Source organism: Streptomyces sp. 378 (assembly GCF_030124145.1).
Taxonomy (GTDB): domain Bacteria; phylum Actinomycetota; class Actinomycetes; order Streptomycetales; family Streptomycetaceae; genus Streptomyces.
This window is the reverse complement of record NZ_JASKMS010000001.1, coordinates 311,767-330,003: the sequence shown is the minus strand read 5'-3', so window position 1 is coordinate 330,003 and position 18,237 is coordinate 311,767. Positions and strand designations below refer to the sequence as shown.

Below are 18,237 nucleotides of genomic sequence, written 5' to 3'. Positions count from 1 at the left end.
CGCGCCACCGCACGGTCCTGGTCCCCGAGGGGACCGAAGGGGCCGCTACGGGGGACGGTCCCGTCGTGGGGCCGCTCTGGGGACCGGCACGAAAGGCCCCCTGAGCTGCAATCTTCGGGGACCGGTCCCCGAAAGCGGTCAGCACGGTCCCCGGGACGCGCTCCCTGCAGGGTTTGTCGGGACCGTCTACGACCCGTCCGGGACCGAGGGCTGCGGTCCCCGAAGCTGCCGCGAGGAGCGAAGCCGTGTCGCGTCACGCAGCTCGGCGTCGCCCCCTCCGGGCAGCGCTGAGTTCGACGCGCGACGGGGGGAGCCGCACGTACAGCATTGCCCCGCGTGGCTCCATCGAGGCTCGCTTTGCGTCGACGGCATGAGGAGCCCACGGGTGCGTGGCACCAGTCGCACCGGACATCGAGCGCATCGGGGGTGCCCTCGGCGACGGTGGCCTCGTGCGCGGCGCGCGTCGGACGGTAGCGGGCCAGCTCGGCGCGGACGGCCGGCGGGATGCATGACCCGGCCTCGCGTACGCGCTCTTCGACGTCCCGAGGTCGGCCACCGTTGGAAAACTGCCGGTGCGTCGCAGGGGCGACCACGCCGGCGGCTACAGCCGCCCGGGAGGGGAGCAGTTCGGCTCGCCAGGCGGCGGGATCGTCGGGGTCGGCGGTTGGGGCGGGGTCGGTGTGTCGGTCGAGGCGGTCGCGTCGGTGGGCACGCCATCTGCGGGTTATGTCCACGGGCAGGATCGGGCACGGCGTGTCGAGGACATGGGACCGTATCGCCTCGCGGACGTCCCAGCCGTGGCCGGTGGCGAAGGGCACGTCGTCGAGCAGCTCCTGCCACTGGGCGATCTGGTCACGGGCTTCGCCCATGCCGGTGCGGACGGTGCGGGGATCGAGGCGCCCGATGTAGGCGAGGACAGCGGCGGCTTCACGTCGGTCCAAAGGCGGGTTACTCCGTTCCGGTCGGTTCGTCGAGGGCGGCGAGCAGGGCGGCCATGTGTGCCTCGGAGCGCGTCATGCCGGTGGCTGCGGCGGTGGGGTTCCCACCGGGCAAGGCGTAGAGGTTGGGGCGGCCGGGGGAGGGGGTGTGTTCCCGGGCGATCCACGCGCGCCAGTCAGCGGCCCACGCGGCGGCGGTGCGCGGCGCCCACGAGCTCCGGTAGGTACGCCACTTCTCGTCAGCGGTGCGCAGGGCGTGCTCGCCGAGTCGGTCGAGGTGGCCGTGGTGCCGGAGCCATGCGCGGGCGTCGTCGTCGATCTGCCACTCGGTGGCGGAGAGGAGCGGGGCAGAGCTGCTGCTCTTACCGTTCACCTTCGGTTCTCTACTGTTCTGGGGGTCGGAATCCGCACCCCCAGAGGGTCGGAATGTGACCCCCCTGGGGGCCGGATTCCGTTCCCCGGGGTCGGATTCCGATCCCTCCTCGAAGGGCTCAGCAGGGTCGGATTCCGACACCCCGAGGACCGGAATCCGGCCTCCCTCCGTTGCCCGTTCGGCGAGAAATCGGGCGGCGACCGGGAGGCAGTAGTACGTCTCTCCTCGCGGTCCCTTGCGGTCGGTGAGCGTCACCAGCTCGCCGCTGGCGATCAACTTGGCCAGCGCGTCGCGCACGGCGGTGCGGGAGGCGTTGGCGCGTTTCATGAGGGTGGGCACGGACGCGTACGCGACGCAGTGCCGGTCGCGGCACCGGTCGGCGATCAGGGCGAGGACCATGCGGGCGGTGCCCTTGCTGTGGCTGTGGTCCCACACCCATTCGCGGGCGTCGTAGCTCATCGGGCGGCGGCTCCTAGGTCAGGACGGGGTGTGGTCGGCCCCTGTCGGGCGGATGCACAAAAAAGGGGGGCTCACAGCTCGGTGCTGAAGGCACGGGGGAGCCGGTGGCGTATAGCCAAGACAGCCACGTCAATGCCGCACAAGTCCAGCACTCAGCCGGGAATTCAGACAGCTGACGGCGAACGCGTGCTGCGAGGCATCACCAAAACGATAAACCCGAATCTCCGGTTGCCGAAATAATGCACCGTCAGACGGAGTCAGAAGGATCACATGAGGAGCCTGTTGAAAGCCTGTTGACTCCTCCTGAGGCGCAAGCTACAACACAACACGCCACGTCAGAGCGCCGTCTGTGGACTGGCGGCGACAACGCCAACCAGAGCTCCGGGAGTCACCCCGAAGGTACTTTCGGCCGTCCGCGCGACGGAACATAGCCGACGATCGCCGGTTAACCAAACCGGCAAATGGAAGCTACAAATGGAGTCATGGCAGCACGATCCCTGGAAATCGGACCGGCCGGAATGCGGGCCGCCCGCACCATCGAAATCCTCCGCACCGAACGCGGCCTCCCAGCGCGAACTCGCTGCCCGCGTCACCGCCATCGGTCGCCCGATGACCAACACGATGCTGTCCCGCATCGAACGCGCCCAGCGCCGCTGCGACATCGACGACCTCGTCGCCCTCGCCCAGGCCCTTCGGATCTCGCCCCTGGCTCTCCTCCAAGAGACCCGCGCCGAGTAGCCCAAGTCCCCCTCCGACCGGCCCGCCATCTCGCCACCGAGTAAGGACCCGCCGCCCTTGCAGCGACCCGCAACGCCCCTTGCCCTTTCCCGCTCCCAGCACACCGCCCGCACGGCCGGCCAGGAGGGGATAGCGAATGCCTGACCGCCTCCTGACCGTGGCCGAAGCCGGCGACATGCTCGGCACCGGCGAACGCTTCGTCCGCCGCCTCATCGCCGAGCGCCGCATCCGCTACGTCAAACTCGGCCGCCCCGTACGCATCCCCGAGAGCGCGCTCACCGAGTACGTCGAGGCGCGCACCGTCGAGCCTGTCCGCCGCACCCGTGTCCGATACGGAAGGGCAGCTTGATGGCAGGACGCAAGCCCCAGCGGCGGCGTGAATTCGGCACGGTGCGCAAACTCGCCTCCGGCCGCTGGCAAGCCCGCTACCTCGGCCCGGACGGCCAGCGGCACAAGGCACCGGAAACCTTCGAGACCAGGTCTGATGCCCAGGACTGGCTCAATCTCACACGCGCAGACATCGAGCGCAACCACTGGCGGGACCCGGACGCCGGTGCGGTCAACTTCGAGAAGTACGCCTTGCGTTGGATGGAAGAGCGGGGCCTGGCCCCGACCACGCTCGACCGCTACCACGGCCTGCTGCGCCTCCACATCCTGCCGACCTTCGGCGGCAAGGACCTGGACGAGATCGCCCCGCCCTCCATTCGCACCTGGCGGGCCGAACGCCTGAAGGCGACCGGTGCCACCACGGTCGCCAAGTCGTACCGCCTGCTGAAGGCCATCCTTCAGACGGCAGTCGACGACGACCTCCTGCGCACCAACCCGTGCCGCATCAAGGGCGCGGGCAAGGAGGAGGCCGACGAACGCCCCACCGCCACCATCGAGCAGGTCTTCGACCTCGCTGACGCCATGGGCCCACGCTGGCGCCTGATGGTCCTGCTGGGCGCCTTCGCCTCCCTCCGCCCGGAGGAACTGGCCGAGCTGCGCCGGCACAGTGTCGATCTCGACGAATGCTCTCTGCGCGTCACGCAAGCGTCCCCCGAGCTGACGAACGGCAGGCGGGTCACCGGCGACCCCAAGTCCCGCGCGGGTAAGCGCACCGTGTACCTGCCCGATTTCCTGCTCCCGGAGCTCCGCCGCCACCTGCAGTGGTTTGCCGAGAAGGAACGGGACGGCCTGATCTTCGTCGGGGAGAAGGGTGCCCCCTTCCGCCGCTCGAGCTTCGGCCGCAAGTGGCGCAGGGCCAGGGCCAAGGTCGGCATGCCGGGCCACTTCCGCTTCTACGACCTCCGCCACACCGGCAACACCTTGGCCGCCGACACCGGCGCCAAGCTGAAGGACCTCATGGTCCGCGCCGGCCAGTCCTCGGAGCGGGCCCAGCTGATCTACCAGCACTCGACGGCGAAGCATCAGCAGAAGCTGGCGCAGGGGATCGACGTCGAGGTGCGCGCGCGGCTCCGCGAAGCCTCGCCAAGAGCACAGCGAGGTGCTCGCGAGGCATGAGCCTCTCCTGCCCCCATATGGAGGACCGGCTCTTCAGTCGGTCCTCCCTGCGCGGGAGGCAGCAAAACCTGCCTCTACCGTCCTGTCCTAGTCTCGCGCCCTGGCCCAGGACTGCGTCGTGCGCCTGCTGGCGGCTCAAGGATCATTGCAGTGTCGCAGCAGCCCTATGCCGCTTTGCTCCTGCCTCTCCGTACTTCCTGTAGCGTCCTGAAGCGCACAACTGGGATGCTGGGGGTAGAAGATCCCGCGAGAACTGGAGGGAGTGGACCATGGCGTACTCGACTCGTATGGCTGCGGCTCTCTCCGGGGCCACCACCGGGCAACTGCGCTCATGGCGGCAGGACCGAGGCAACGGGCCGATTCTCTGTCCTGAGCTGGCGGCCAAGCCTGCTCTGTACTCCTTCCGGGACGTCCTGGCGCTACGCGCGTTCGCGATCCTCCGGCAAGACGTATCGCTGCAGAAGATCCGCAAGGCGCTGGCCACACTGAAGCGATTCGGTGAGTTCGAGCACCTGTCCAGCTACTCCCTGGTGGCTGAGGGCGACTCCATCGTCCTTATGGGCTACAACAACGACGACCACGCAACGGACCTCGTGAAGCACCCAGGGCAGCGAGTCATCGCGACGATGGAGGACATCCTCCAGGAGTTCGCACCCCGCGCCGGCGTCGTGGTTCCGCACCTCCTGCGGCCGAAGCAACACGTCAGTGTGGATCCGGAGACGCAGGGGGGGCAGCCGGTCATCACAGGCACTCGTGTCCCGTTCGATGCCGTCGCGGAACTGGTGGAGGACGGCATCCCACCTGAGAAGATCGCCGACTACTACCCCGGCGTGACAGCGGAGGCCGCCCGCGACGCGGTGTCCTTCGCCCTGTATGTGGACAGCTACAGCCCGGGACCGCGCGCTGCCTGATGCGAATCCTCATTGACGAGAACGTCCCGGTGCAGATGCTGGAGATGCTCAGACGGTTGCTCCCCGGGCACGAGGTGCAGCACGTCAGCGAGATCAAGTGGACGGGGAAGAAGGATCTTGCCCTCCTCCCCGACGCCGCGAAGAGAGGCTTCGAAGCCTTCCTCACCAAGGACGGGCGCCAACTGGAAGACCCGTCGGAGACAACCGCCATCAAGAAATCCGGCATGCATCACATCCGGTTCAGTCACGGTCACAAAGGCATGGCCGGCCTGGGGCTGGCCATGGGTGCTGTGATCGCCGCCATGCCTCTGATCATCCGTGAACTCGACGCGGCGGAAAGCCAGCAGCTCGTCCACATCAAAGGTCTGAACCCCGGCAGCAAGCAGCGGTTCGATCTGGTTGACCCTGTCAAGGAACCGCCTCGCTACTGGCCGCGATAGTCGCGTCCGGCGACGCTGCTCGAACGATCTTGGCTGCAAGTTCTACCGCGCATCAACTGCCCCAATTGCGCTAGTCACTTGCTCTGCGACGGCGGCATCAGATGGTAGATACTGCGACTCCGCACCACATGAGGCACGGTTGAAGCGGGGGGCTTTCGGGTGGCGTCGTACGACTTACGTCTGCAGCGCTGGGCCATGCGGCTATGGGCTCGCCACCGGCTCTGGCTCAGGAGATCTGCCCAACGGAGCGGCTGGGCAGGACTACGTAAGAGGGAACTGGACGCGGCCCTGGGGAAGCTGGGTATCCCGTTGGAGGAGGCTGCAAGAGTCCGCGGCGTTCTCAGCTCGTGGCATCCGAATTGGGTGGCCTGTGCGCTCGGTGTCGAATGGAGCTCGACCGCTCGCTACCGTCTCGTCCTGGGAGTGATCGACGCGGTCGTGGTCGGAGCTAAGGTACGTGCTGCGCCTAGTGGCAGGGGGTCGGTCCAGGGCACTGCGGCGGCTGGATCAGAGCTGTCGACACATCGAGAAGCGCCTGTTCAAGGTGCACAGCATTGCTGGTTCGGTTCCGCGCCGCTCCTCCAGGCTACGGCTGATCAAGCGGCATGCCGCGCTGGTCGCCGGGGCCCAGCGTGTGGCGCTGGATCAGGTGGACGTCGAGCCGGAGCACGCGCTGACAGAGTTGGCACGGCTGCAGCTCGTTATCGCCGAGAGCCATTTGTATGGTCGACAGGCAGCGCTCCTGCCCGCTGAGCTGCTTCAAGATGTCGGGCCCGTGTCGCGTCTGCGGAACACCTGGCGCGAGTCGGTCCACGTCGCCATGGCGATCCTCGCGGCCATGGCTGCGGCAGCCGGCGCCGCGCCCGCCCTGCCGTCGATGGGGGTGGGAGAAGACGTGCGTCCGTGGCTGATCCTGGGGGCGGCGGCTCTCGCCGCGACCCTGGTGGCCGGCTGGGGGCGGGTCACCCGCATCCTCGAACTGTTTCCTGCCTGACGCGGGGCAACCCAGCTCGGTTCAGCTGAGCGGACCCTGTAGCAACTCCAGCTTTGCTTATGTGACTTCGCAGCCGTTGACGGTGACAGTGACCCAGGTCACGTGAAATGCGTCTCACGATTCGGGACGCCTCGCGGCCGCGACCCTCGAAATGGCGCCCGGAGGATCGCGGGAAGGGGGCTCGACCTGCACTTAGGGCACGCAGAGGGCACGCCACCATCAAATTGGACTAGACAACAAGCAAACCCCAGGTCGCTGACCTGGGGTTTCGATTTGGAGCGGGTGACGAGAATCGAACTCGCGCTCTCAGCTTGGGAAGCTGATGTTCTACCATTAAACTACACCCGCGTAAGACGCCGACGGAGTCGGTGTCCGGACGCTCGCCACTTTACCTCATGCCAGGCTCCCGGTGCTCGCGCCGCGGGGCCTGAGGGTTTTTCAGGGGTGGGATGCGGCTGCGGGGGAACGGAGTTGGGGCGTACGGTGGAGGGCCTGAGAGGGGCCGGGCGGGACCGGAGTGCCGCCTGGAGGGGCGTTCCTTTGATCCCGTACTGTGGCTTTTGTCGTCAGGCAAGCAGCAGCCAGACGCGGCTCTTGGGGAAGGGACTCTTGGACTTGATGGAGCGCACCGTCGTCCGTTGTGCCGATGGGCACGTGTTCAGCACCGCTTCGTTCCCGATGCAGCAGGCCGAGCGGCTCGGCCCCGGGCGGCTGCTTCGGTGTCCGCGATGTGCGCGGCTCCGGAGCGTGGTGCCCGTCAGCTATCAGAAGCGGTAGCGGCAACGGACAAAGCTAGAGACAACAGGCATAAGGCGCGCGGAGACGTCCGGTTGTGGTCGCTCCGCGCGCCTTGCGTATCCTCGGGGCGTGCTTCTCTCAGACAAGGACATCCGGGCCGAGATCGACGCCGGACGCGTACGCATCGATCCGTATGACGAATCGATGGTGCAGCCGTCGAGCATCGACGTGCGCCTCGACCGCTACTTCCGGGTGTTCGAGAATCACCGGTACCCCCACATCGACCCGGCCGTCGAGCAGTCCGACCTGACCCGGCTGGTGGAGCCGGAGGGGGACGAGCCGTTCATCCTGCACCCCGGCGAGTTCGTCCTGGCGAGCACCTACGAGGTCATCACGCTGCCCGACGATCTCGCCTCCCGGCTGGAGGGGAAGAGTTCGCTGGGGCGGCTGGGGCTGGTCACGCACTCGACCGCCGGGTTCATCGATCCCGGGTTCAGCGGGCACGTGACCCTGGAGCTGTCCAACCTCGCCACGCTGCCGATCAAGCTGTGGCCGGGGATGAAGATCGGGCAGCTGTGCATGTTCAGGCTGAGCTCGCCCGCCGACTTCCCGTACGGGAGCGAGCGGTACGGGTCCCGGTACCAGGGTCAGCGCGGGCCGACCGCCTCGCGGTCCTTCCTCAACTTCCACCGGACCCGGGTGTGAGCGGCACGAGCGTGAGTGACGTACGGGAGAACCTGACCTACGAGAAGTTCGGCGTCGCCGTGCGCGAGCTCGCGCAGGCCGTCGCCGACGACGGCTACGAGCCCGACATAGTCCTCAGCATCGCCCGCGGCGGCGTCTTCGTGGCCGGCGGGCTCGCCTACGCCCTCGACTGCAAGAACATCCACCTGGTGAACGTCGAGTTCTACACCGGGGTGGGGACGACGCTCGAGATGCCGGTCATGCTCGCGCCCGTGCCGAACGTGATCGACTTCTCGCAGAAGAAGGTGCTGATCACCGACGACGTCGCCGACACCGGCAAGACGCTCAAGCTGGTGCGCGACTTCTGCCTCGACACCGTCGCCGAGGTGCGCAGCGCCGTCGTCTACGAGAAGTCGCAGTCGCTGGTGAAGTGCGAGTACGTGTGGAAGCGGACCGACGACTGGATCAACTTCCCGTGGAGTGTGGAACCGCCCGTGGTGCGGCGGGCCGGCCAGGTGCTCGACGCCTGACCGGCGTGAGCAGAAGAGGGGCTCCCCGGTGGGGAGCCCCTCTCTCGTGCGTGCGGGACCTCAGACCGTGCCCAGCTTCACGATCGACAGCAGGGCGATCAGCTGGATCGCCGACGCGCCGAGCGCCTTCGGCCAGGGCAGGTCGTGGGAGCGGCTGACCATGAGGGTCAGCAGCACACCGCCGGCGACCCAGGTGGCCCAGCCCAGCAGCTGGACGAACATCGCGTCGCCGCCCGCGAACATGGCGAAGACCAGGCGGGGCGCGTCCGAGAGGGACATGATCAGCATCGACAGGCCCACCGTGGGCTGCCAGGCGCCGTCGCCGCCGAGCTGGCGGGCCAGGGTGTGGGTGACCACGCCCAGGACGAATGCGCTCAGCACCATCGCGACGGCCGTCGTCAGGACGATCGGCACCGCGTTCGACAGTGTGGCGTTTATGGCGTCGGCGCGGGCGCCGTCGAAGCCGAAGACGGCGAGCAGGCCGTAGAGGAACGTGACGATCAGGGCCGGGCCCCACATCGAGTAGTCCCGCATCTGGAGGAACGTCTGGTTGGGGGCGAGGACGATCCCCCGGAGCAGGGCCTTCCAGTGCAGGCGCGGGCCGATGGGGCCGGGCGGCGGGGCGGCCGAGCCGGCCCGGTAGGTGTCGCCCTGGGTGTAGGGGTCCTCGCCGACCGAGAAGGCCTGGGTGTGGCCCGGGTTGTTCGCCGCGTACGGGTCGGGCGGGCCCTGCGGGCCGGGCGGGTACGCGCCGTCGCCGAAGTACTCCGGCTCGCCCTGGCCGCCGTAGCCCCCGCCGTGCCCGGCGTTCGGCTGCGGCCAGGCGGGGCCGCCGCCGTTGCCGTAGGGCTGCGGCGCCTGCGGGTACGGCTGCGGCGCCTGCGGGTAGCCGTACGACGGCCCCTGCGGCGTCTGCTGCCCGTTCGGAGGGTTGTGCGGTCGCGTCTGAGGAGCGCCGTTGTTCCGGCCGCGTCCGATCCTGAATCCAGCCACGTCTTCGAACGTACCTGGTCCCCGGCGGTGGCGTGCCGGGCCCGGGCTTCCGGGCCCGGCTTTGCGGCCGAGCTGTGACATCCCTTAAGGGGGAGGGCCCTTGAGCGTCCGGGGGCCCTCAGGGTTCGGCCGTACGGGCCTTGCCCGGGCCCGCCGAGCGCAGGGGGGCCTTGCCCCGGGCCCGCCCGGATCCATCGCCCGGGGCGTCGTCGGGTCGTCGGGTCGGATGGTGGTGATCAGGGGGTGAGGGCGGTGCCGTAGCCCGGGCTGCCGGCCGTCGAGATGCCCGTCGTGCCCGGGCCGAAGCTCGTCGAGCCCGAGGCCGACGGGCCGGTCGCCGTGGAGCGCAGGGACCAGACCGCGCCGTCGCCGGCGTTCTCGCCGGGCGCGGAGACGGACAGGTCGGCGCGGCGGTCGCCGGTGTGGTCGGTGAGGGCGACGCGCTCGCCGAACCGGTCGCCCTTCTCGGAGGTGCCGGGCACACCGGCGGTGTTCTGGGTGTACGACGTCGCGCCCCTGGTCGTCAGGCCGGACGCCGAGCCGTACAGCACGGTGACCGCCCCGGCGGAGCCGTTCTCGCCCGCGGTGCCGATCGCCAGGTCGGCGTACCCATCGCCGTTGGCGTCGCCGAGCGAGACGCCGCTGCCGAAGCGGTCGTCCTTCTCGGCGGCGCCGGGCACACCGGCGGTGGCCTGGGTGAGGACGAGCGGGGCCCGGTCCGGGTCCGGGCCCTCGGGGCCGCCGTAGACGACGGAGACCTTGCCGCCGAGCGCGCCCGCCGGGTCGGCGGAGGCCTCTCGGTCGTTTCCTACGACGATGTCGTCGTGGCCGTCACCGTCGATGTCGCCCACGGCGGAGACGAACCCGGCGGGCAGCTTCTGCAGCCAGTCGACGTAGTTGCCGATCCGCACGTCGGCGAGGGAGGTGGTCGCGGCGCGGTTGTGCGCGGCGCGGCCGTGCAGGACCACACGGGGGCGGCCGTCGCCGGTGACGTCGCCGGAGGAGAGGTGGGTGACGCCGTCGGAGGACAACCACCAGTCGTTGCCCGAGCCCGAACCGCCGTTGGACCCACCGGTCCTGGTGATCGGGCCGTTCACGAGGGAGAGGGTGATCGGGCCGGTGGAGCCGACCGCGATGTCGATGTCCCCGTCGCCGTCGAAGTCGCCGACGGCCAGCGCCCGTCCGTACCGGTCGTAGTCGGTGCTGAAGAAGCTGAACAGCGAACGGGCCCCGGACAGACCGGACGCCGAGCCCCAGACGATGGTGACGGTGCCGTCGTTGGTGTCGCTGCCGTCCTCGCCGGGCGTGCCGATCAGCAGGTCGGCGTAGCCGTCGGTGTTCAGATCGGCGGAGGCGAGCGCGGAGCCGAAGGCGTCGTCGGCCTCGGCGGCGCCCGGCAGGCCGGCGGTGTTCTGCGTCAGGAGCGTGCGCGTGGAGCTCTTCGGGCCGCTCGTGCTGCCGTAGACGACGGTCACGGCGCCCGCCTTCGCCTGCCCCGACACCGTGGCGCCCGGCGCGCCGATGGCGAGGTCGGTGCGACCGTCGCCGTTGAAGTCGTAGGGGGCGGCGGCCGTCGCGGCGTGCGCGGCGGGGACGGACAGGGTGAGGGCGAGCGGGGTCAGGGCCGCGGCGAGGACGGCGGTGGTGAGGCGGGTGCGCCGGGGCGTACCCGCCTCACGGGGGAGGCGTCGGATCGTCACTGGGCCACCGCCGAACCGAGGCTGACGCTGCCCTTGAGCGAGACGGCCTTCGCGGTGATGCCCTGTGCGCCGCTCGTGGTCAGGCCGGAGGCGGAGCCGCGCAGGGTCCACAGGCCGCCCGTGGAGTTCTCGCCGTAGACGCCGACGACCAGGTCCGCCTTGCCGTCCTTGGTCACATCGCTCAGGCCGACCGAGGAACCGAAACGGTCCGAGGTCTCGGCGGATCCGGGCACCCCGGCGGTGTTCTGGGTGTACGACTTCACGCCGGTGGTCTTCAGGCCGGAGGCGGAGCCGTACAGCACGGTCACCGAGCCCGCGTCCCTCGCCGAGCCGATGTCCTCGCCCGGGGCGGAGACCACGACGTCGGCGTACCCGTCGCCGTTGATGTCACCGGTGCTCACCGCGCCGCCGAAACCGTCCTCGGCCTCGCCCGCGCCGGGCACGCCCGCGGTGTCCTGGTGGACGACGGTCGGCCGCTGCGCCGGGTCGGGGCCGTTCGGGCCGCCGTACCAGACGGTGATCTGGCCCCCCTTGTGACCGCCGGGCTTGAGGGCGTACGGGTCCGTGTAGTCACCGAGGACGAGGTCGCCGTAGCCGTCGCGGTTGATGTCGCCGATGGAACCGGGGTAGCCGTCCGCGGCCGGCAGATCGGCCATCTTGTACGTCGTGCCGGTCCACCGGAAGTAGTCGATCTGGCCGCCGGTGTCGCCGTCCACGTTGAACGGGTACACGCGCTCGGCCGCGCCGTCGCCGGTGAGGTCGCCCGCGAACACCTCGAACGTGGTGCCGACCTCGCCGACGCGGAGGTTGTTCAGCGGACCGCCGGTGCGGGTGAAGGGGCCGTGGTAGACGCGGGTGTGGCTCTGCCCGGTGAGCGTGACGTCGGTGTCGCCGTCCCCGTCGAAGTCGCCGGTCGCGATACCCCGGGAGAAGTTGCCGTACTCGGAGAGCGTCGATGGCTGCGGCAGGCCCTTGCCGCCGGTCAGACCCGACTTGCCGCCCCACAGGACGGTGCCGGAGCCGACGCCGTCCCGGTCGCCGATGCTCTCGTTGCTGGCGCCCACGACGAGGTCGGAGTAGCCGTCCCGGTCCAGGTCGCCGGTGGCCAGGGCGGAGCCGAACAGGTCGCCGGACTCGGCGGTGCCGGGCACGCCCGCGGAGTTCTGGGTGATGACGGCCCTGCGGGCGGCCGACACACCGGACGCCGAGCCGTACAGCACGACGACGGCACCGGCGCAGGAGGCGGAACCGACGTCGGCGCACGCGGCGCTGGCCGCGACGTCCCGGTATCCGTCACCGTTGAAGTCCCCGGCGAGGCCGGAGGGGGCGGCGGTGGCGGGGGTGGTGGTGAGCAGGCCGGTGGTGAGCGTGGCGGCCAGCAGGAGGGTGCGCTTGCGCAAGGTGGGGCTCCGGGTGGGAAGGGGCCGGACCTGGGAGGCCTGGCTCCGCAGCGGGTTGCGGGGTGGTTGGGGCGGTGCGGGTGGCTCCGCCGGGCGCGGGTGGCTGGGGCAGGCCTGGGGCTGGGTGGTGCGGGTGGCTTGGGGGCGGGCGCGGTGGTCCGGTGGGCGCGGGTGGCTCCGCCGGGCGTCGGTCGGTCAGTCGGAGTTCGGTGCCTCGGCCGGAGTCTGGTGGCGCGGTCGGTGCCGGGTGCCGCGGTCGGAGCCCGGCGGTTCCTTCGGTGCCAAGGGCTCAGTCGGTGCCGGGGGCTCAGTCGGCGAAGTCGGCGCCGAGGTGCGGGTAGCCCGTCGTCGAGGCGCCCGAGGCGCCCGAGACCGCTGAGGCGCCCGAGACCGCTGAGGCGCCCGAGACACCTGAGACGCACGAGACGTCCGAGACCGCCGAGACGTCCGAGACGTCCGAGACGCCGGGGGAGACGGTGCGCGAGACGGTGATGCCCTGGGCCGAACCCCACAGGACCGCGACGGCGCCGCCGTCCTTGTCGCTGCCGAGGTCCTCAAGCGGGGAGGAGACGGCGAGGCCGTCGCAGCCGTCGCCGTTGAAGTCGGCCAGCGGGGTGTGCGTGCCGTCCGCGGCCGTCGCAGGGTCGGCCGTGGCCGAGAGCAGCGTGCCGATCGGCGCGGTCCTCGCGGCGGTCGCCGGGGCGAGCCGCAGGCGGGGGCGCCGGGACGGGCGGGCGGACATGTGCCGGCGCCCCGAGGGACGCTCGTGCTGCTGCATGCGGGGTCTCCTGCTGCACGCGGGGGATGTCTGGCGGACATCCACAGTCGATGAAGGACCGAACTGCCCGTGTTCGCCGGGAGTTGTCCGGGCGTTCACGGGTGTTCGGCGATCAAGAGACCCTTGGAGGGACGTAAGGGTTGTACGTGAGTTCGGTGAGTTCCGGGTTGTGCGGGGGTGCGCTGCTCTGCGTCCTCGGCGAGCCGTCGGCCGTCCCCGCGGCACGCCGGAGTCGGCTGACCGCGCAGGCAGTCCCGCGCGAAGTCTCCGCGGCTGCGGAGTCGCGCGGAGTCGGCATCAGTTCACGGTCACGTAGATCTTGCGCACCGTTTCGATGGTCTTCCAGACACCGACGTAGCCGGGCTTCATGACGAAGCTGTCGCCTGCCTTGTAGATCACCGGCTCGCCACCTTCCGGCGTGAGTTCGACGATGCCGGAGAGGATGTGGCAGAACTCGAAGGTGTCGCCCTTGATGGAGCGGGTCTCGCCGGGCGTCGCTTCCCAGATGCCCGTTTTGATCGTCTCCCCGCAGGCGACGTCCTGGGGCCAGGTCTTGCAGGCCGGGTTGCCCGAGATCAGGCGTTCCGGGAGTGGCACGGACTCGGTCGGAGCGAAGGAGGGGTCGGTGTCGATGGTCTTCAGAAGCGACATGGTCTTGCCTTTCCTGGGTGCTTGAGCAGCCGGGTGCGCCCGGCATGTCAGGCCCGGTCTCGGTCCCGGTCCACGGCCGCCCCGGGGTGGCCGGCGAGGCACGGCGACAGCGGGATCGCGGTCGTCTCCTGGCCTACGACGTCGGCCCGCCACGGTCTCCGCTGTCCGCCGCGGTCTCCTGAGCATCCCCGTGGCTCCGTACGGCGCCAATACGTGATCTGTCCGGCCGGAGTGCGGTACCCGGACGTAGTGTCCACCGCCCCACCGCCCCACCGCCCCACCGCCCCACCGCCCCACCGCCCCACCGCCCCACCGCCCCACCACCCCACCGCCCCACCGCCCCGGCGCCCACGGCCTCCGGGCCGGGGCGCCGGCACGCCGCCCACGGGCGTGACCCCCGGCACGCCGCCCACGGGCGTGACCCCCGGCACGCCGCCCACGGGCGTGACCCCCGGCACGCCGCCCACGGGCGTGACCCCCGGCACGCCGCCCACGGGCGTGACCCCCGGCACGCCGCCCACGGGCGTGACCCCCGGCACGCCGCCCACGGGCGTGACCCCCCGGCACACCGGACCACCGGGACCACAGAGGGGCAAGCCGTGCCACCCGCCGACCCCAGCCTCGCTGCTGCCGACCGCGCCAACCGTGCACCCGTACGGCAAACAGCGGGGGAACGCCGACGCCCCCCGCCCGATGACTCGGGGCAGGGGGCGTCGGGACGACCGGTGGGAACCGCCTACTTCACCGGCTCCGGCTCCGGGGCGTTCTCCGAGTCCGACGTACCGGCCGGCGGCTCGCCGTCGTCACCGTCGTCGTCGGCCTCCGCCTGGACCGGCGTCTTGACCGAGTCCAGCAGCAGCTGGGCGACGTCCACGACCTGGATGGACTCCTTGGCCTTGCCGTCGTTCTTCTTGCCGTTGACCGAGTCCGTGAGCATGACCAGGCAGAACGGGCAGGCCGTCGACACGATGTCGGGGTTGAGCGACAGCGCCTCGTCGACGCGCTCGTTGTTGATGCGCTTGCCGATGCGCTCTTCCATCCACATCCGGGCACCGCCCGCGCCGCAGCAGAAGCCGCGCTCCTTGTGGCGGTGCATCTCCTCGTTGCGGATGCCCGGGACGCTGGCGATGATCTCGCGCGGGGGCGTGTAGATCTTGTTGTGACGGCCCAGGTAGCACGGGTCGTGGTAGGTGATGATGCCCTCGACCGGCGTGACCGGGATGAGCTTGCCCTCGTCGACGAGGTGCTGGAGCAGCTGCGTGTGGTGGATGACCTCGTAGTCGCCGCCGAGCTGCGGATACTCGTTGCCGATGGTGTTCAGGCAGTGCGGGCAGGTCGCGACGATCTTCTTGGCCGACTTCGGCTTGGCCGACTCGGGGACGACCTTGCCCTCGTCGTCCGTCTCCTCGCCGAACGCCATGTTCAGCGCCATGACGTTCTCCATGCCGAGCTCCTGGAACAGGGGCTCGTTGCCCAGGCGGCGGGCGGAGTCACCGGTGCACTTCTCGTCGCCGCCCATGATCGCGAACTTCACGCCCGCGATGTGGAGCAGCTCCGCGAAGGCCTTCGTGGTCTTCTTCGCGCGGTCCTCCAGGGCGCCGGCGCAGCCGACCCAGTAGAGGTACTCGACCTCGGACAGGTCCTCGATGTCCTTGCCGACGACCGGGACCTCGAAGTCGACCTCCTTGAGCCACTCCAGGCGCTGCTTCTTCGCCAGGCCCCAGGGGTTGCCCTTCTTCTCCAGGTTCTTGAGCATCGTGCCCGCCTCGGACGGGAACGAGGACTCGATCATCACCTGGTAGCGGCGCATGTCGAGGATGTGGTCGACGTGCTCGATGTCCACCGGGCACTGCTCGACGCAGGCGCCGCAGGTGGTGCAGGACCACAGGACGTCCGGGTCGATGACGCCGTTGTCCTCCAGCGTGCCGACCAGGGGGCGTTCGGCCTCGGCCAGCGCCGTCGCGGGCACGTCCTTCAGCTGTTCCTCGGAGGCCTTCTCCTCGCCCTCCATCGTCTTGCCGCCGCCGGCCAGCAGGTACGGCGCCTTGGCGTGCGCGTGGTCCCGCAGGGACATGATCAGCAGCTTGGGGGAGAGGGGCTTGCCCGTGTTCCAGGCGGGGCACTGCGACTGGCAGCGGCCGCACTCGGTGCAGGTGGAGAAGTCCAGCAGGCCCTTCCAGGAGAACTGCTCGACCTGGGAGACGCCGAAGACGTCGTCGTCGCCCGGGTCGGTGAAGTCGATCGGCTTGCCGCCCGACGTCATGGGCTGCAGCGCCCCGAGAGCCGTCCCGCCCGACGCCTCGCGCTTGAACCAGATGTTCGGGAAGGCGAGGAACCGGTGCCAGGCGACACCCATGTTGGTGTTGAGGGACACCACGATCATCCAGATGAACGAGGTGCCGATCTTGATCATCGCGACCAGGTAGACCAGGTTCTGCAGCGCCGTGACCGACAGGCCCTTGAAGGCGAGGACCAGGGGGTACGAGGCGAAGTACGAGGCCTCGTAGTGGTCGACGTCGTGGAGCGCGCCCTCCAGGCCCCGCAGCACGTAGATGGCCAGGCCGATGGTGAGGATGACGGACTCGACGAAGTAAGCCTGGCCGGCCTTGGAGCCCGCGAAGCGGGACTTGCGGCCGGGCCGGTTCGGCAGGTTCAGCAGGCGGATCGCGATGAGCACCGCGATGCCCAGGATCGTCATCACGCCGATGAACTCGATGTACAGCTCGAACGGCAGGAACCCACCGATGACCGGCAGTACCCAGTCGGCCTGGAACAGCTGGCCGAAGGCTTGGGCGAGGGTCGGCGGGAGGGTCAGGAAGCCCACGGCGACGAACCAGTGGGCGACACCGACGATGCCCCACCGGTTCATGCGCGTGTGCCCGAGGAATTCCTTCACCAGGGTCACGCTGCGCTGGTAGGGGTTGTCGGTCCGCGCACCGGCCGGGACCGGCTGGCCCAGCTTGAAGTACCGGACGAACTGGCCGATCGCGCGTGCGAGCAGCGCGACGCCGACCACGGTCAGAACCAGCGACACGATGATCGCGGCGAGTTGCATGGGGGCTCCTCGGGCCTGCGAGGGGTTTCGTCGGGGTGACCTGTCGTTCTTCAGGCTTACCCGAAATTACTAAGCGGTAACTTATGCAGTCCGTCTGAGACTACCCTCATCCTCCGCCGCACTGTAGCCGGGTGGGCAGTGATCTGAATCGCTGAGGGTTGCCTCAGGAACGGGCCGGTTTCGGCAGGGATCCTGTCGCGCGTCGCGGCATGCTCCGGCCGCGCCCCCCTCGTGTTATTCATACCGAATTGTCATAATCCCGCCTACCTTATATCCGTGCTCTACGGGATCACCGCCGCCGCCACCGCCCTCCTCCTCACCGCCCTGCTCGCGGCCGTCCTGCGGGCCCCCGCTGCGGCTGCGGCTGATCGAGCGGCGGCGCCGGCGTGACGTGCCGTTGTCCGGGGGCGTGGCCGTCGTGCTCGTCACGGGGCTGGTCGTGGGGGCCGGGGAGTGGTCGGGGGTCGCGCCGCCCGCCGGTGAGGCGCGGGGGGTCCTCGTCGCCGCGGGTGCGGTCGCCCTGCTCGGGCTCGTCGACGACGTGTGGCGACTGCGGCGGCGGGTGCTGGCCGCCGGCACGGCCGTGGCGGCCGCGTGTGTCGTGCCGTACGGGGAGACGGGGGTGGGGACCGGGCTGCTGGCCGTCGCCTGGGTGGTGGCGGTGGTGTTCGGGTTGCGGGGGCTCGATCACGTCGACGGGCTGGCGGGAGCGGCCGGGGTCGTGGCCGCCTTCGGGGTGGCGGCCTGCGGGGCCGTCGAGGTGATGGACGGCATCGCGGGGCTGCTGAGCGTGCTGGCCGCCGCCCTGACCGGGTTCCTGCTGCACAACTGGCATCCCGCGCGCGTGGCGCTGGGTGCTTGCGGGTCGATGTCCGCGGGGTTCGTGATCGCCGTGGGGGCCGTGTACGCCCGGGCCGGGTCCGGGGTCGGGGAGAGCGCGGGGGTGCTGTTCGCGCTGACCGCCGTGGCCGCCGCCGATGCCGTCCTCGTGCTGGGGACGCGACGGCTGGCCGGCCGGGCGGTGTTCCGCGGCGGGCCCGATCATCTCGCGCACCGGCTGCGGCGGCTCGGGCTGACCGCGCCGGGGGCGGTTCTGCTGCTGGGGACCGGAGCGTTGTCGGCGATGCTCGTCGGGGTACTCGCGCATGCCGGCCGGATCGGGTCCGGCGCCCTGTGGCGGGTGGTGGGAGGGGGGCTCGTCATGGTGTTCGCCCTCGCGCGTGTCCCTGTGTACGGACCTCGACACAGTGTATCAGCGCAGGTCAGAGCGCCATTGCGTGTAAGGAGCGGATAAGAGTTGAGCCTGCCCGACTCAGCTCTGTTGACCGGTCGGGAGCCGTCGTGCACACTTG

15 protein-coding genes, 1 tRNA gene and 2 pseudogenes are annotated in these 18,237 nt (G+C 70.1%); 9 read left to right on the top strand and 9 right to left on the bottom strand.

Translation table 11 applies throughout. The features are described 5' to 3' along the window. Positions 1-253: 253 nt before the first annotated feature. Positions 254-941: pseudogene (locus QNO09_RS01530) on the bottom strand (zinc finger domain-containing protein). A gap of 7 nt (positions 942-948) precedes the next feature. After that, the gene (locus QNO09_RS01525; RefSeq protein WP_283968160.1) at positions 949-1,770 is read right to left on the bottom strand and encodes a helix-turn-helix domain-containing protein; all 822 of its coding nucleotides are present in this window, start codon (positions 1,768-1,770) and stop codon (positions 949-951) included. Between the two features lie 482 nt (positions 1,771-2,252). Between QNO09_RS01525 and QNO09_RS01520 the strand changes: the two are divergent. From QNO09_RS01520 to QNO09_RS01495, 6 genes and pseudogenes are all read left to right on the top strand, one after another. Further along, a pseudogene (locus QNO09_RS01520) lies at positions 2,253-2,508 on the top strand (helix-turn-helix domain-containing protein). 136 nt (positions 2,509-2,644) lie between these two features. Continuing rightward, a complete protein-coding gene (locus QNO09_RS01515; protein WP_283968159.1) occupies positions 2,645-2,857 on the top strand; it encodes a helix-turn-helix domain-containing protein in 213 nt (70 codons plus the stop codon). Next, a complete protein-coding gene (locus tag QNO09_RS01510; protein ID WP_283968158.1) occupies positions 2,857-4,011 on the top strand; it encodes a tyrosine-type recombinase/integrase in 1,155 nt (384 codons plus the stop codon). The genes QNO09_RS01515 and QNO09_RS01510 overlap by 1 nt, the downstream gene beginning before the upstream one ends. Before the next feature lie 269 nt (positions 4,012-4,280). Beyond that, complete coding sequence (locus tag QNO09_RS01505; protein ID WP_283968157.1) at positions 4,281-4,922, top strand: DUF433 domain-containing protein; 642 nt, start codon at positions 4,281-4,283, stop codon at positions 4,920-4,922. Then, positions 4,922-5,362 carry a DUF5615 family PIN-like protein gene (locus QNO09_RS01500; protein ID WP_283968156.1) on the top strand — a complete coding sequence of 147 codons (441 nt, stop codon included), beginning with the start codon at positions 4,922-4,924 and terminating at the stop codon, positions 5,360-5,362. The genes QNO09_RS01505 and QNO09_RS01500 overlap by 1 nt, the downstream gene beginning before the upstream one ends. Positions 5,363-5,906: 544 nt before the next feature. Then, entirely contained in the window at positions 5,907-6,356 is a 450-nt protein-coding gene (locus QNO09_RS01495) for a hypothetical protein (RefSeq protein WP_283968155.1), read from the top strand. Positions 6,357-6,630: 274 nt separating this feature from the next. Here the strand turns inward: QNO09_RS01495 and QNO09_RS01490 are convergent. After that, positions 6,631-6,704, bottom strand: a tRNA-Gly gene (locus tag QNO09_RS01490). Between the two features lie 519 nt (positions 6,705-7,223). Here QNO09_RS01490 and dcd point away from each other — a divergent pair. Both dcd and QNO09_RS01480 read left to right on the top strand, forming a co-directional pair. Further along, positions 7,224-7,799 carry a dCTP deaminase gene (gene dcd, locus QNO09_RS01485; RefSeq protein ID WP_283968154.1) on the top strand — a complete coding sequence of 192 codons (576 nt, stop codon included), beginning with the start codon at positions 7,224-7,226 and terminating at the stop codon, positions 7,797-7,799. 11 nt (positions 7,800-7,810) lie between these two features. After that, the gene (locus tag QNO09_RS01480; protein ID WP_283968153.1) at positions 7,811-8,308 is read left to right on the top strand and encodes a phosphoribosyltransferase; all 498 of its coding nucleotides are present in this window, start codon (positions 7,811-7,813) and stop codon (positions 8,306-8,308) included. A 60-nt stretch (positions 8,309-8,368) separates the two neighbouring features. On the opposite strand, the gene QNO09_RS01475 is transcribed toward QNO09_RS01480, so the two are convergent. From QNO09_RS01475 to QNO09_RS01450, 6 genes are all read right to left on the bottom strand, one after another. After that, positions 8,369-9,382 carry a Yip1 family protein gene (locus tag QNO09_RS01475; RefSeq protein WP_283968152.1) on the bottom strand — a complete coding sequence of 338 codons (1,014 nt, stop codon included), beginning with the start codon at positions 9,380-9,382 and terminating at the stop codon, positions 8,369-8,371. Between the two features lie 155 nt (positions 9,383-9,537). Next, positions 9,538-11,001: an FG-GAP-like repeat-containing protein gene (locus QNO09_RS01470; protein WP_283968151.1), complete on the bottom strand. Its 1,464-nt coding sequence runs from the start codon at positions 10,999-11,001 to the stop codon at positions 9,538-9,540. Next, on the bottom strand, positions 10,998-12,401 hold the full coding sequence (locus tag QNO09_RS01465) for an FG-GAP repeat protein (RefSeq protein ID WP_283968150.1): 1,404 nt from the start codon (positions 12,399-12,401) through the stop codon (positions 10,998-11,000). The genes QNO09_RS01470 and QNO09_RS01465 overlap by 4 nt, the downstream gene beginning before the upstream one ends. 307 nt (positions 12,402-12,708) lie before the next feature. Then, the gene (locus QNO09_RS01460; protein WP_283968149.1) at positions 12,709-13,179 is read right to left on the bottom strand and encodes a hypothetical protein; all 471 of its coding nucleotides are present in this window, start codon (positions 13,177-13,179) and stop codon (positions 12,709-12,711) included. Between the two features lie 297 nt (positions 13,180-13,476). Continuing rightward, on the bottom strand, positions 13,477-13,830 hold the full coding sequence (locus tag QNO09_RS01455; protein ID WP_283968148.1) for a cupin domain-containing protein: 354 nt from the start codon (positions 13,828-13,830) through the stop codon (positions 13,477-13,479). A gap of 736 nt (positions 13,831-14,566) precedes the next feature. Next, entirely contained in the window at positions 14,567-16,885 is a 2,319-nt protein-coding gene (locus tag QNO09_RS01450) for a (Fe-S)-binding protein (RefSeq protein WP_283968147.1), read from the bottom strand. A gap of 409 nt (positions 16,886-17,294) precedes the next feature. Between QNO09_RS01450 and QNO09_RS01445 the strand changes: the two genes are divergently transcribed. Next, the gene (locus tag QNO09_RS01445; protein ID WP_349636942.1) at positions 17,295-18,179 is read left to right on the top strand and encodes an MraY family glycosyltransferase; all 885 of its coding nucleotides are present in this window, start codon (positions 17,295-17,297) and stop codon (positions 18,177-18,179) included. The last annotated feature ends 58 nt before the right edge of the window (positions 18,180-18,237 follow it).

Bases quoted from the DNA above. Each gene is read 5' to 3' on its own strand.
- QNO09_RS01525 (WP_283968160.1), bottom strand. From the start codon at position 1,770: ATGAGCTACGACGCCCGCGAATGGGTGTGGGACCACAGCCACAGCAAG.
- QNO09_RS01515 (WP_283968159.1), top strand. From the start codon at position 2,645: ATGCCTGACCGCCTCCTGACCGTGGCCGAAGCCGGCGACATGCTCGGC.
- QNO09_RS01510 (WP_283968158.1), top strand. From the start codon at position 2,857: ATGGCAGGACGCAAGCCCCAGCGGCGGCGTGAATTCGGCACGGTGCGC.
- QNO09_RS01505 (WP_283968157.1), top strand. From the start codon at position 4,281: ATGGCGTACTCGACTCGTATGGCTGCGGCTCTCTCCGGGGCCACCACC.
- QNO09_RS01500 (WP_283968156.1), top strand. From the start codon at position 4,922: ATGCGAATCCTCATTGACGAGAACGTCCCGGTGCAGATGCTGGAGATG.
- QNO09_RS01475 (WP_283968152.1), bottom strand. From the start codon at position 9,382: ATGTCACAGCTCGGCCGCAAAGCCGGGCCCGGAAGCCCGGGCCCGGCA.
- QNO09_RS01460 (WP_283968149.1), bottom strand. From the start codon at position 13,179: ATGCAGCAGCACGAGCGTCCCTCGGGGCGCCGGCACATGTCCGCCCGC.
- QNO09_RS01455 (WP_283968148.1), bottom strand. From the start codon at position 13,830: ATGTCGCTTCTGAAGACCATCGACACCGACCCCTCCTTCGCTCCGACC.
- QNO09_RS01450 (WP_283968147.1), bottom strand. From the start codon at position 16,885: ATGCAACTCGCCGCGATCATCGTGTCGCTGGTTCTGACCGTGGTCGGC.